General features: G+C 70.2%; 6 protein-coding genes. 3 read left to right on the top strand and 3 right to left on the bottom strand.

What is annotated here, in order from left to right:
• The first annotated feature begins 75 nt into the window (after window positions 1-75).
• Both FHU13_RS17520 and FHU13_RS17515 read left to right on the top strand, forming a co-directional pair.
• Window positions 76-1,308: an amidase gene (locus tag FHU13_RS17520; RefSeq protein WP_183437144.1), complete on the top strand. Its 1,233-nt coding sequence runs from the start codon at window positions 76-78 to the stop codon at window positions 1,306-1,308.
• A gap of 334 nt (window positions 1,309-1,642) precedes the next feature.
• The gene (locus FHU13_RS17515) at window positions 1,643-4,888 is read left to right on the top strand and encodes an autotransporter domain-containing protein (protein ID WP_183437143.1); all 3,246 of its coding nucleotides are present in this window, start codon (window positions 1,643-1,645) and stop codon (window positions 4,886-4,888) included.
• A gap of 73 nt (window positions 4,889-4,961) precedes the next feature.
• Here the strand turns inward: FHU13_RS17515 and FHU13_RS17510 are convergent, their stop codons facing one another.
• From FHU13_RS17510 to FHU13_RS17500, 3 genes are all read right to left on the bottom strand, one after another.
• Window positions 4,962-8,765 carry a GAF domain-containing protein gene (locus tag FHU13_RS17510; RefSeq protein WP_183437142.1) on the bottom strand — a complete coding sequence of 1,268 codons (3,804 nt, stop codon included), beginning with the start codon at window positions 8,763-8,765 and terminating at the stop codon, window positions 4,962-4,964.
• A gap of 181 nt (window positions 8,766-8,946) precedes the next feature.
• Window positions 8,947-11,142 carry a xanthine dehydrogenase family protein molybdopterin-binding subunit gene (locus tag FHU13_RS17505; protein ID WP_183437141.1) on the bottom strand — a complete coding sequence of 732 codons (2,196 nt, stop codon included), beginning with the start codon at window positions 11,140-11,142 and terminating at the stop codon, window positions 8,947-8,949.
• A gap of 35 nt (window positions 11,143-11,177) precedes the next feature.
• Window positions 11,178-11,633, bottom strand: coding sequence for a (2Fe-2S)-binding protein (locus FHU13_RS17500; RefSeq protein ID WP_183437140.1), 456 nt, complete (start codon window positions 11,631-11,633; stop codon window positions 11,178-11,180).
• A 322-nt stretch (window positions 11,634-11,955) separates the two neighbouring features.
• On the opposite strand from FHU13_RS17500, the gene FHU13_RS17495 reads away from it, so the two are divergent.
• The gene (locus FHU13_RS17495; RefSeq protein WP_183437139.1) at window positions 11,956-13,497 is read left to right on the top strand and encodes a sensor histidine kinase; all 1,542 of its coding nucleotides are present in this window, start codon (window positions 11,956-11,958) and stop codon (window positions 13,495-13,497) included.
• Window positions 13,498-13,536 lie beyond the last annotated feature (39 nt).

Genomic DNA, 13,536 nt, shown 5'->3' with positions numbered 1-13,536 from the left:
AACGATGCGGGATCGGATCTGCCCCCGTGTGGAGCGCTGTTGACAGATTCGATACGGGCCGTGACTCGGATGCGCATGATCTCGCTTCTCGACATCCGCGCCCGCATCGCGGACGGCACCCTCTCCGCCGCGGACGCGGTTCGCGCGGCGCGCGAACGGATCGCCACGCGCGACCCCGCCATTGGCGCCGTGCTGCGCACCGTGCCCGAAGCGGCGATACCTGAGAGTGGGCCGCTCGCCGGCATCGCCGTCGGCATCAAGGACATCATCGACACCGCCGACATGGCGACCGAGTCCGGCTCGGGCATCTATTCCGGCTGGCGGCCGAGAGCGGATGCGGCGATCGTGTCGCGGCTGCGGGCGCTCGGCGCTGTGCCGCTCGCCAAGACCGCGACCACGGCGTTTGCCGGACTCGATCCCGCCGCCACCGTGAATCCGCGCGATCCCTGCCACACGCCGGGCGGCTCCTCCTCGGGATCGGCCGCGGCCGTCGCCGCCGGGATGCTGCCGCTGGCGCTCGGCACGCAGACCGGCGGCTCGGTGATCCGTCCGGCGGCCTTCTGCGGGGTCGCGGCGATCAAGCCCTCGTTCCGGCTGCTGCCGACGGTGGGCGTCAAAACCTTCTCCTGGGCGCTCGACACTTTGGGCCTGTTCGGCGCCTCGGTTGCCGACATCGCCCATGCGCTGGCCCTGATCGCGGAGCGGCCGGGGATCGAGACGGCCGCGCCGGAACGCCCGCGCCTCGCCCTCTGCCTCCAGGATTTCGCCGGCAGTCCCGACGCGGACGCGCTCGCCGCGCTGGATCGCGCGGCCCGCGCCGCCGTGCGGGCCGGAGCGTCGGTGCGCGATCTCGTCCTGCCTGAGCCTTTCGCGCGAGCCTGGGCCGCGCACCCGACCGTGCAGGATTTCGAGGCGCGCCAAGCACTCGCCTGGGAATACGCCGAACACCGCGACGCTCTGCCGCCGGTTTTGCGCGGCCAGCTCGACCGGGCGCAGGATCTCAGCGCGGCCGATTACGACGCCGCCCGCCGCGAGGCGCACCGTGCGCGCCGTCTCCTCAAGGATCTGTTCTCGGATATCGACGCGATCCTGACGGTCTCCAGCGTCGGCCGGGCCCCGCACGGGCTCGGCTCGACGGGGGATGCGCGCTTCAACCGGCTCTGGACCCTGATGGGTGTGCCCTGCGTCAACGTTCCGGTGCCCGGCGACGGTCTGCCGCTTGGGGTGCAGGTGATCGCCCGCTTCGGCGACGACGGGCGGGCGCTCGCTGTCGCGCGGGGGATCGAACAGGCGCTGAGCGGGGATTAGGCGGAGCGCCGCCGGACCGGAGAGCGGACCGGCCCGCACGCGTCGGAACGAGGCGCCGAGGACACGCAGCCCGATCCAGCGCGGCCGGGCACGATACTCAGGCGCAGGACGGACGCCTTTCGTCGGATTGTCGTCGGTTCCAAAGGCCAGATCGCATTGATAAGCTGGCAAATGTAATCTTAATCCCTGCGTCAGACTCAATAATTCAGGTGTTGCAAGATCACAACGAGAATAACAAAGAGCAATGTGACGCCATTATGAACAGGCGCAACGGCTCAGCTTGATCAAGGGTCCTCCCCACGGCTCAGCCGATTCGGTTTCCGGAGGACTTTCCATGCGTTACGCGGACGGCGTCTCGCTCGCGGCCCTGCTGATCGGCGCATTTGGCGCGACAGCAGTGCACGCACAGACGGCTAATACCAATCCCGCCAACGTCAACGTGCTCAACCTGCTGGCGCCCTTCCTCAGCCTGAACAACACGGCTGTCGGCCAGCAGACGCTCCAGCTCAACCTGTCCCAGGCGGTGGCGCAGAACCAAGCCGCGTCGCTGGCCGATCAGCAGCGGGCGATCAGCGACAAGGCGCTGCCGGGCAGCGCGTCCTTCACGACCACGATCACCCTGATCAACGGCAGCCGGGTCAATCTCGGCCCGGCGGACAACCTCGCGGGCGGTCTGCCGCCTCAGGCGCCACAGAGTGCGGGCGGCCTGGCCCCGTCCCAGCCGGTCGGCGGTCTCGGCCCTCAACTCGGTGCGATCTACCAGACCGGAATCCGGGCGAGCAACGCGACGAGCGGCCCGCTCACCAACAGCTTCAACCTGCTGAACCAAGCCTATACGGTGTTCAGCGCCAATCTCGGCGTGGCGAAGAACTACTTCGCCAACAGCGCGCCCAGCAATCCGAGCACCACGCCCGCCAATTACGTGCCGGCGACCGCGGTGGCACCCGCGGGCTACACGCTGCCGACCGCATCCTACACGATCCCCGCGGGCTCGCCCGCCGGCGCGGCCGGCACCACCGGAACCCTCCCGAACCGCTATGACAGCGTGCTCGACCTCGCCTACGGCGTGCGCAACACCGGGGCCGGCCAGGACGTGTACGGCTCCTCGCGCCCGATTCAGGTCGCGCCGAGCCAGTACAACATCTTCGACCCGACCGCGCTGAACGGCATCGCCACCAATCCGTCCTTCCCGAGCGGCCACACCCAGTACGCCTATACGGACGGCTACCTGCTCGCGATGCTGGTGCCGCAGCAATATCAGAACATGCTGCTGCGGGCCTCCGACTACGCCAACAACCGCATCGTGCTGGGCGTCCACTACCCGCTCGACATCATCGCCTCGCGGGCCTTCTCGGCCTACGACATCGCCCAGGGCCTCACCAACCCGGCCTACATCAACAACGCCGCGACCACCGGCACGGCGATCAACCTGCCGAACCTGTTCACCCGCGCCCAGAGCGAGCTTCAGGGCTACCTCGCCGCCCAATGCGGCGCCACCGTTGCGACCTGTGCCACGAGCACCGCCAACACCACCGGCAATCCCTACCTCCCCACTGACGCCAACGCGGCGATCTACCGCCAGCGCATGACCTACGGCCTGCCGACCCTGACCTTCGCGCAGGCCCCGCGCGAGGCGGCGCCGGCCAACGGCCCCGACGCCTCGATCCTGCTCGCGCCGCTCTACGGCGGCAGCAGCGCGGCGGCGCAGCAGATCGCCCCGAACGGCGGTCTCACCGCGAGCCTGCAGACGGCGACGATCAATCAGATCGTGGTCAACACGGAAAGCGAGGCGCTGGCCGCCTTCTACGGCACGCCACTGAGCTACTGGACCCGCCTCGACCTCTACGCGGCCTCGACCTACTTCCAGAACGTCACCGGCACGCTCCAACTCGATCCCCGCGACCGGATCGCGACCGACGTGACCGTCGGCAACACCGGCACGCTCGTGGCCGACGGCGCGATTGCCGGCCGCGCCACCGTGGCGGCGGGCGGCCTGCTCGGCGGTGCCGGCACCGTCGGCGGGCTCGTGGTCCGGAACGGCGGCACCGTCAGCCCCGGCGGCGGCCAGGGCGGTGCGCTCGGGACGCTGACGGTGGCGGGCGATGCTCGCTTCGCCTCCGGCTCGACGCTGCGGGTCGAGACCGCGACCGGCGGAACCTCCGATCGCGTCGCCGTGACGGGCCAGGCGGTTCTCGGCGGCGGCACCGTGGCGTTCACGCCGCTTGCCGGCGTGATCAACCCGTCCGGGCGCTACAGCATCCTCACCGCGAGCGCCGTGACCGGCCGGTTCGACGGCGTGAGCGGGCCGAACTACGCCTTCCTGACGAGCGGCCTCGATTACACCGGCCGCACCGTCGACCTGACGATCACCCGCAACGGCACGCCGTTCGCGGCTTTCGGCCGGACCCGCAACGAGGCCGCCGCCGCCGCCGGGCTCGATACCGCGGCCGGGTCGGCCCTCAACGACCGTGTCGTCGGCCTGACCGCCGCGCAGGCGCAAGGCGCCTTCGTCGGGCTGGCCGGCGACGTCCATGCGAGCACGACATCGGCCGCGTTTGAAACCGCCTCCTTCGTGCGCGAGACGCTGCTCGACCGCCTGCGTCGCGGCGGCACTCCGGAGGTGTCCGGCACCGTGCCGGCGACCTACACCGCCGACCTGCCCGGCCGCTCCGCGCCGATGGCGGTGGCGACCCTCGATCCGCGGGTGTTCGGCCTGTGGGGTCAGGGTTTCGGCAGCTTCGGCGACGCTCGCAGCGACGGCAACGCCGCCGGGCTGACCCGTCAGACCGCCGGCTTCGCGCTCGGCGCCGACCTGCGGCTCGAGAACGGTTTCCGGATCGGTGTCGCGGGCGGCTACAGCCGCACCACTCTCGACACGACCGGGCGCCTGCAGTCGGGCGAGATCGAGAGTGCCTTCGGTGGCGTCTACGGCGGCACCGAGTTCGGGCCGGTGGCCCTGCGCCTCGGCGCGGTCTACGCCGACAACAGCCTGCGCACCCGCCGCAGCGTGACCCTGCCCGGCCTCTCCGAGAGCGAGACGGCGCGCTACGGCGGCCGGACGATCCAGGGCTTCGGCGAACTCGGCTACCGCTTCGCGCTGGCTTCCCCCTTCACCGCATCCGCGGCGGTGCTTTCGCCGAATGGGGCCGCGCCGCTCGCCTATATCGAGCCCTTCGTCGGCGGCGCCTACGTCCATATCGGACAGGACCGCTTCCTCGAGACCGGCGGGGCCGCGGCCCTGCGCGGGCTCGGCCGGGACAACGATGTCGGCACGGCCACCGTGGGCCTGCGCGCTCAGACCTTGCTCGATCTCGGCTTCGGAGCGCCGGTCGTGGCCCACGGCCTCGTCGGCTATCGCCGCGCCTTCGGCGACGTGATCCCGACCGCGCTGCTCGCCTTCCAGGGCGGTGCCTCCTTCGTGAGCGCCGGCATCCCGATCGACCGCGACGCCTTGGTCGCCAGCGCCGGGCTCGACCTGAGGGTCTCGGCCAGCACCACGCTGGGGCTCGCCTATACGGGACAAGTGGGCGCCCGCGCCCAGGATCACGCGGTAAAGGGCGGCTTCACCTACCGCTGGTAAGTGCGGTTCACACCGGCGATGCGGACGGCCCGGATCGTCGATCCGGGCCGTTTTCTTCGAAGCGACGGCATCCCTACCGGCTCGGCTTGCACCGCTCGGTCAGCGGCAGGTCGATGGAGCAGTGCAGGGTGGTCTCATCCAGCTCGTAGTGGGTGCGCGCGTCCAGCGCGTAGGGCAGCGCTTTCTCGATCAGTTCGCGGCCGAAGCCGCGGCGCTGCGGAGCCTGCTCCTCGGCTGAGCGCTCGAGGCCGGTCTCCTGCCAGCGCAGAGCCAGCCGCGTCCGTTCGCCCTCGGTGTAGGTGCGCCACGTCACGCTCAGGCGTCCCCCACCGGCTGCCAGGGCGCCGTACTTGCGGGCGTTTGTCGCGAGCTCGTGCAGGGCGAGCGCAAAGGTCTGCACCGTCGCCTTGCGCAACCGCACGGATGGGCCGTCGAGAAAGATGCGTTCGGCCGCCTCCCAAGCGCCCAGGGCGTCGAGTTCGGTGCTGATGAGCGTGTGCAGGGTGATCGGTTCCAGAGCCGAGCGGGAGAGAAGGCCCTGCACCCGCGAGAGCACCGAGAGCCGGTCGTAGAAGCGGCTGCGGAACAGCTCCATGGAGGCGCTTCCGGCCATGGTCTGCTCGGCCAGCGAGCGCACCACCGTGATGAGGTTGCGGGTGCGGTGCTGCAGTTCGGCCACCATGACACCCTGCTGCTCCTGAAGCCGGCGCAGGTCGTCGATGTCGGTGGAGGTGCCGAACCATTCGACGATACCGTTCTCCCCACGTACGGGCAGTGCCCGGGTCTGGAACCAGCGGTAGCGATCCTCCGCGGCGTGGCGGATGCGGTAATCGACGGTGAGTGCGCTCGCCAGGGCGGCCCCGTTCCAGGCCTCCCGCGCCCGGGCGCGGTCGTCGGGGTGGAGCGCATCGAGCCAGCCGGAGCCGCAGCTCTCGGCCTCGGTCTGGCCGGTATAGGCGTGCCATTGCGGGCTCGCCCAGCTCCAGCCGCCGTCCTGGTCCGCCCGCCAGACGAGCTGGGGAATGCCTTCGACCAGGGCGCGTTGCCTTGCCTCGCTGGCGCGCAACTCCGTCTCGGCCTGCGCCCGCTCGGCCGCATCCCAGGTTCGGGCGGCCACGTCCTCGGCCAGCGCCACCTCGGCGCGCGACCAGACCCGGGGCTTGCGGTCGTTGAGAAAGAACAGGGCGCGCAACTGGCCGTCGCGCACCAGCGGAACCGCCAGGAGGCTGCCAATATCCACCTTCTTGTAGAAGTCGGGGTTCCGGAGGTCGGCAGCATCGTTCACGATGATCGTCTCGCCCCGGTGAAGCCGATCGCGAAAGCTCTCGTCGAAATCCCTGATGCGCAGCGGCCCCAGGGCCGGCTCCTCAACCGCGGTGTAGCGCACCTGCCGCTCGAGGATTTCGCCGTCGCCGTAGACACGCGCGTAGCCGACCCGGCTGAGGCCGAGATGAGGCCCCAGCGCCTCGACCGCCGCGCGCAGGGTTGCCTGCGGATCGGTCAGGCCGTGCAGCCGGTCGGCGAGGTCGAGAAGGAAGGCCTGGCGCGCCTCCTCTGCCCGAAGGTTCTCGGCCGCAAGATGCTGGTCGTGGATGTCGGTGGCCGCACCGAACCAGCGCCCGATCCGGCCCTGCGCGTCGCGGGCCGGGGCGTGGCGGATCAGGAACCAGCGGTAGGACCCGTCGTGGCGGCGGATGCGCTGCTGCAGCTCCAGGGTGCGGCCGGTGGCGAGAGCGTGGGTGAAGGCGTGCCAAGTCTCCTCCATTTCGTCGGGATGGAGCGTCGCCAGCCAACCGCCCCCCTGCGCCGTCTCCTGCGTCTGGCCGGTGTAGTCGCACCATTGCTGGTTCGTGACGGTGGACTTCCCTTCGGGATCCGTGTTCCAGAGAAAGCTCGGCACGAGTTCGGTGAGGCTGCGGAACCGCTCCTCGCTGTCGCGCAGGGTGTCGGCCGTCCGCTTGCTCAGCAGCGCCTGGAGGATGGCCGGAGCCAGCGCCTCGGCGGCCTCCAGATCCTCCCGGCGGAAGCCACCCTCCCGGTTGCCGAGGCCGATCATGCCGATGGTCCGGTTCTCGCGCTTCAGCGGCACGCCGAGAAAGGCCTTGAGGGGCGGGTGACCCTTCGGCGTGCCGATCCGGTCGGGATGCGTCTGCGGCTCGTTGGCGATGAGACCCTTCCCGTCGCGCAGCACCCGGCCGTACAGGCCGTGGATCGCCAGGCCCATCGGTGCCTTCCCGCTCGGAAAGGCGGGGTCGTCCATGCTGAAATGCTTCCAGCCGCGGTCGCTGATGCAGAGTTCGTCGAACCGGCCGGTTTCAAAGTTGACCTCACCCATGAAGCTGAAGGCGCTCTGCGTCACGTCCTCCGCGACCGCGAGGCAGACGCGGCCGAGCTCCTCCTCCGTGCGCGCGGTCAGCGCCTCGCGGAAGATGCGGTTGATTCCTTCGAGCACCGCGTTCTTGCGCCGGATGTCCGCTTCCGCCCGGCCGCGCTGGAGCGCGGACCCGATCCGCTCGGCCCCGTCGCGCAGCAATCCGATGTCGGTCTGCGTCCAGTTCCGCGGCGTCGCATGCGTGACGCAGAGGGCGCCCACCAGGCTGCCGTTCTCGATGAGCGGTGCGCTCAGGCAGGCGGCGATCCGGAGAGCCGCTAGTCCGGGACGGGCGGTCTCCGGAACCGCGGCCGAAGTCTGCGTGTCGGCCACGACGTGGCACCGGCCGCGGCGGAGGATGTCGAGCGACCCTGCGAAGTCCGCGATCCGGTGCTCTCCGGCCAGCGAGGGAACGTCGCCGCGCAGATGATCCCAGGCCACCCGCGCGGTTCCGGCGTCGTCGATGGCGACGTAGGAGGCTCGGTCGACCGCCAGCCGCTCGCCCAGCAACCGGCAGGCCTCCTCGATTGCCTCCGGATCAGTCAGCGTGCGTACCGCGTCGCTCAGGGCCAGGAGGAAGGCCTGCCGCTCCTCGCGTTCCCGCAGGGCCGTTTCGGCCGCTTTGCGCTCCGTGACGTCGTCGTAGAGGATCAGCAGCCGATCATTCGCCTGCGGATAGACGGAGACCTCGAACCAGCGCCCCATCGGCGTGGCCCTGCGCTCCAGCCGTGCCGGGATGCCCGCCGCGGCGATCCGCTCGTAGGTCTGCACCCACCAAGGATCGAGTTCCGGCCCCACCTCGCGCACCGGCCACCCGCGCGCCTGCGCCGCCGGCAGGCCGATCAGACGTTCGAAGGCGGGATTCAGCTCGATGTAGCGGAAATCGATGGCACGACCCTGCCCGTCACGGATGAATTCGAGTTCGCAAAAACCCTGTCCTATCGTCTGGAATAGGGTGCTGTACTTCTCCTTGCTGGCCCGAAGCGCCGCCTCGGCCCGGCGGCGCTCTGCCTCCTCGCACACGGCGGCCGTTGCCGTTTCCCCGGTTCCGGTGACGAGAGCGAGCACCCCCTCCACCCCGCCGTCGGGGCCGCGTACGGGGCTGAGACAGAGCGTGACCACGGGTGCGAAGGGAACCGTGCCAAGTGCGATCCCGGGGGCAGTGAGCGCCTCCCCGGCCCGGACGCGCCGGAGGAGGCGCGCGAGCCCGTCCGCGCCGCAGTCCGCGTCGCAGCCGGTACTCGCGAGGGTGGTGAACGCGACCCCCGGCGGGACGGCACCGAGAAGCGCCGCGAAGGCATCGTTGCACAGCGTCGTCAGCGCCTGACCCCAGGCGAGGGCCGCCGGCGCACTCAGACGGGTCACGAGCCCGACGGCGGAGCGCAGCGCGTCCGACCACGCCTCGGCCGGTCCGAGCGGTGTTTCCGCCCAATCGCGTTCGCGGATCTGCTGATCCGTCGTTTCCCGCTTCGAGGGCCGGGCAGGCGGCTCTGTTCTCGCGCCCATCCTACGCCCCGTTGCGGCCCGATGGGCTCAGCCTAAGCGACGGACGGCCAAATTTGCAAAGCGGGCGGGCACCGTGGAGGCGCACCTCGCCGAGATGTGTCCAGTATCGGGTCCGTCTCCCCGTCGATCCCGGTCCAGGGTCGGCGGGGAGGGGAGGCGCGCAAGGATGCGAACCGGTCGATCACGCTCCGCGCAGGGCCGAGAGATCGAGCGGCAGCGAGCGCAGGCGCTGACCCGTCGCGGCGAAGACCGCGTTGGCGATGGCCGGCGCCAGCACCGGCACACCGGGCTCGCCGATACCGGTAGGGGCGACGTCGGAGGGCACGATGTGGACCTCGACCCGCGGCATCTCGGAGATGCGCGTCGGCTGGTAGCTGTCGAAGTTCGTCTCCTGCACGACGCCGTCCTTGAGGGTGATGCGGTTACGCAGCACCGCCGAGAGGGCAAAGCCAACCGCCCCCTCGACCTGGGCGCGCACAACGTCCGGGTTCACGGCGATGCCGACATCAACCGCGGCGACGATGCGGTTGACCTTCGCAGTGGAATCGCCCGCCGTCACGTCGGCGACCATCGCCACGTAGGAGCCGAAGGATTCATGGACGGCCACGCCGAGGCCGCGACCCTTCTCGGAGGGTTTTTGGTTCCAGCCCGCCTTCTCGGCCGCGAGCCGCAGCACGCCGGACAGACGAGGCGCCCGCGTCAGCAGCGAGAGCCGGTAGGCGACCGGATCGGCGTTCGCGGCATGCGCCAGCTCGTCGATGAACACCTCCATCACGTGGGCGGTGTGGGTGTGGCCGACCGAGCGCCACCACAGCACCGGCACGCCCTCGCGGGCATTGTGCACTTCGAACCGGTAGGCCGGCAGGGCGTAGGGCGTGTCGGACGCGCCCTCGACGGTGGTGGAGTCGATGCCGTTCTTCACCAGCATCGCCTCGAAGGGCGAGCCGATCATGATCGACTTGCCGACCATGGCGTGACGCCAACCGGTGATCTGGCCCTTGGCGTCGAGGCCGGCCTTCACCGTGTGGTAGACCTGCGGTCGGTAATAGCCGCCGGCCATGTCGTCCTCGCGGGTCCAGACGAGGTGGACCGGGGCCTTGCCGTCCCAGGCCTTCACGATTGCGGCGGCCTCGGCGAAGTAATCGGCGCCCGGCGTCGCACGCCGGCCGAACGAGCCGCCGGCCCATTGGGTGTGAAGCCGGACCTTGTCCGTGGTGACCCCCAGCGTCGCGGCGAGCACAGCCTGCTCGACGGTCTGGATCTGGCAGCCGGCATAGACATCGTAGCTGCCGTCCGCTGCCCGCTCGATCGTGGCATTCAGCGGCTCCATCGCCGCATGGGCCAGGTAGGGGAACGAGAACTCGGCCTCCAACACCTTGGCGGCACCCTTGATTCCGGCGTCGGCGTCGCCCGCCTGCGAGGCGACGAGGCCAGGGGTCTTCGCCGTCTGGCGGTACTCGGCCAGGATCGCGTCCGAGGACCGGGTCTCGGCGGCGGAGTCGTCCCAGGTGATCTTGAGAGCCTCGCGGGCCTTCATCGCGCTCCAAGTGTCACGGGCGATCACCGCGACGCCGGTCGGGATCGTCACGACGCCGACCACGCCCGGCATACCCTGGGCGGCCTCCGCATCCACCGACTTCACCGTGGCGCCGAAGCGCGGCGGGTGGGCGACGAGTGCCGTGACCTGGCCGGGGCGGCGGATGTCGAGGGAGTAGATCGCGGTGCCGTCGGTCTTCGCGGCCGAATCGATCCGCGGCACGCGCCGGCCGATCAGCGTCCACTCGGCCGGTGTCTTAAGGCGCGGCTCCTGCGGCACCGGCTTGGCGGTGGCCGCCTCCGCGAATTCCCCGAAGCGGGCCTGCTTGCCGGACTTGTGGCCGATAACGCCCTTGGCGACGGTGATCTCAGCCGCCGGCACGCCCCACCTCTCGGCGGCCGCCGCAACCAGCATGGCGCGGGCTGCGGCACCGGCCTTGCGGAGCTGGAACCAGGAATTGGCGATTGCCGTCGACCCGCCGGTGCCCTGGACCGGACCCATCAGCAGGTTTGCGTAGAGCTTGGCGTCGGCCGGCGCGAAAGCGACGCGCATCTGACTCCAATCCGCGTCGAGCTCGTCGGCAAGGATGGTGGCGAGACCCGTCGTGTTGCCCTGGCCCATATCGAGGTGCTTGATCATCACCGTGACGGTGTCGTCGGCGGCGATCCGCACGAAGGCGTTGGGCTGGGCCGGGGCCTTGGACAGCGCGTCCGAGCCGGCCGCAGCGCGGGCGCCCTTCAGGTCGAGTCGGAAGGCGAGCAGCACGGCACCCGCCGCCGCGCCGGTGAGGAAGGCGCGCCGCGAGGGGACGGGCGCATCGATTGAATCGAGCTTGAGCATGCCGGGCTCCTTGTTCAGATGGGCTGCGAGGCGGCTCAGGCGAGCGAGAGGGCGGCTTCGTGGATGGCGGCGCGGATGCGCTGGTAGGTGCCGCAGCGGCAGACATTGCCGTCCATGGCGCCGTCGATATCCGCGTCGCTGGGCTTCGGGTTGTCGGTGAGCAGGCCGATGGCCGACATGATCTGGCCGGACTGGCAGTAGCCGCACTGGACCACGTCGAGGCCGCGCCACGCCGCCTTCACCGCGTCGGCCACCTTGCCCTGGACGCCCTCGATCGTCGTGATCTTGGCCTCGCCCACGTCGCCGATGCGGGTCTGGCAGGAGCGCACCGGCTGGCCATCGAGGTGCACGGTGCAGGCGCCGCACTGGGCGATGCCGCAGCCGTACTTGGTGCCGGTCATGTCGAGCCGGTCGCGGATCACCCAGAGCAGGGGCATGTCGGGGTCGGCATCGACCTCCCGGACCACGCCGTTCAGGTTGAGGGTCAGCATGGGCGCACTCCGTGATCGACGTGCCGCACGAAGCGCCCAGGCTCTCAGCCGCGCTCCGCAAGGGGAGGTGCTCGGGAGCATCACTTCGAGACGTCACTTGGAATCGTTCCGATTCTGATCCCGGACCGCCTTTCCTGATGTGCGGCAGCGCACCTGGATACGAAATGAGCTTTTCCCGATCCGGATCGGAGCAATTCGCGGGAGTGTCGAAGCCGCTTCTTAACGGTTCGAGGGCAGGCTGTCGGCTCTCCACCTCGGCCCGTGCGCAGCAAGACCACGACCGGTCCCCGCATTCCGCTCCCGATTGGCGATTTCGACTGTTATGGCCGACCTCACAGCGGAGATGGTTCAGCGCGGGCGCGGGCCCTCCTCGCAGGAAGTGGCCAAGCGCCGCGGCATCGCGCGCGACATGCGCTCGGCCCGGGAACGGCTGACCTCCACGAGCGGGCTGGAGCGCGCCTTCGACTACGAATTGCTGCGCCTCTACGCCCAGTACAGGGTGGGCGCGGGCATCCCGCTCCTCGTGCTGGCGATGGTGGTAGCGGGGGCCTCCTCGATCTGGGTGTCGGCCGTGACCGCGGCTTTCTGGGCGGCCGGGGCGCTCGCCGCCACCGCCCTGATGCTGCTCCTGAGCCGCCGCTTCCTGCGGCAGGCGCCGGACAGCCTGCCCCTCAAGCGCTGGGGACGCCTCTTCATCGCCGCCGAGTTCGGCCAGAGCCTGGCCTGGGCGATGCTGCTGCTCGTCGGCATTCCCGATGCCCGCACCCTCGCGCTGTTCGGCCTCGTCATCGTCGCGGCGGTGACGACGATGCTCGCCGCGACCGTGCCGATCGCCGCCCTGTCTGGCCTGTTGCCGCTGATGCTGGCGGCGCTGTCGCTGCTGCTCTTCTCCCGCGACATGGACACGATGCTCCTCGTCGCGATGACGGTGGCGAGCCAGATCTTCTTCGCCGGGCTGGCGCGCCGCCTCTACGCCTCCGCCGTCGGCACCCTGCAATCGCGGGCGGAGAAGGACGCGATCTTCGCTGAGCTCGAACAGGCCAAGGCCAATTCCGACGAGGCGCGGCGGCGGGCGGAGGAGGCGAACCTCGCCAAGTCCCGCTTCCTCGCGACCATGAGCCACGAGCTGCGCACGCCGCTCAACGCCATCCTCGGCTTCTCGGAGGTGATGAAGAACGAGGTGTTCGGAGCCCACGCCGCCCCGGCCTACCGGGAATACGCCACCGACATCCACGACAGCGGGATGCACCTGCTCAATCTCATCAACGAGATCCTCGACCTCTCGCGCATCGAGGCCGGACGCTACGACCTGAGCGAGGAGGCGGTTCAGCTCTCCCACACGGTCGAGGAGTGCCGCCACATGATGACCCTGCGCGCGCGCAGCAAGGGTCAGACCTTCGCGAGCCTGATCGACGATTCCCTGCCGCGCCTCTGGGCGGACGAGCGGGCCCTGCGCCAGATCGTGCTCAACCTCCTGTCGAACGCGGTGAAATTCACGCCGCCGGGAGGCGAGATCACGATCAAGGTGGGCTGGACCTCGTCGGGCGGGCAATATGTCAGCGTCAAGGATTCCGGACCCGGCATCCCCGAGGACGAGCTCGGCACGGTGATGTCCTCGTTCGGGCGCGGCTCGCTGGCGATCAAGACCGCCGAGCAGGGCTCGGGCCTCGGTCTGCCGATCGTGAAGGGCCTAGTCGATCTCCACGGCGGCGGCTTCCAGCTCAAGTCGAAGCCGCGCGAGGGCACCGAGGTGATCGTCACCTTCCCCGCGAGCCGCGGCATGGACACCCTGGCCGCCGTGAACCTCGGCGCCGACAAGGCCGCGGCCGAAGCGACCCTGGCCCGGCGCGCGCGGGCGGCCTGACGAGCCCGTCCGCGCGTCTCAGTGCCTCTCACAGAACTC

This window comes from Methylobacterium sp. R2-1 (assembly GCF_014191355.1).
Lineage (GTDB): Bacteria > Pseudomonadota > Alphaproteobacteria > Rhizobiales > Beijerinckiaceae > Methylobacterium.
This window is presented reverse-complemented; position numbering and strand designations above follow the sequence as displayed.